Annotated in this window: 1 protein-coding gene; it reads left to right on the forward strand. The window is 34.6% G+C overall.

Annotated features, from left to right (window positions below; translation table 11 throughout):
• Positions 1 to 240, forward strand: a 240-nt coding sequence (locus SB822_RS60440) for a hypothetical protein (RefSeq protein WP_410859563.1), incomplete at both ends; no start/stop codon positions are given.

Genomic DNA, 240 nt, shown 5'->3' on the forward strand with positions numbered 1-240 from the left:
GTCAAACGTCTGGATATAAAAGAATTAGAGAAGAAACTTCATTTCCTGTTGATGATTTACCTCAAAAGTTAGATTTAAAGAACCTATTAACGTCTCTGCCTTTTACATTCACTCAACATCCAGAATTATTAGGGTTATTAGTAACGGAACGCACAACCTTTTACATTGAGACAGGCGTAAAAGTGGACTTGGATCAAAGCAGCTATCTTGGGATCACAGATTATGAATTAGAAATTGAAT

This window comes from Paraburkholderia sp. SIMBA_054, assembly GCF_046534875.1.
Classification (GTDB): domain Bacteria; phylum Pseudomonadota; class Gammaproteobacteria; order Burkholderiales; family Burkholderiaceae; genus Paraburkholderia; species Paraburkholderia hospita.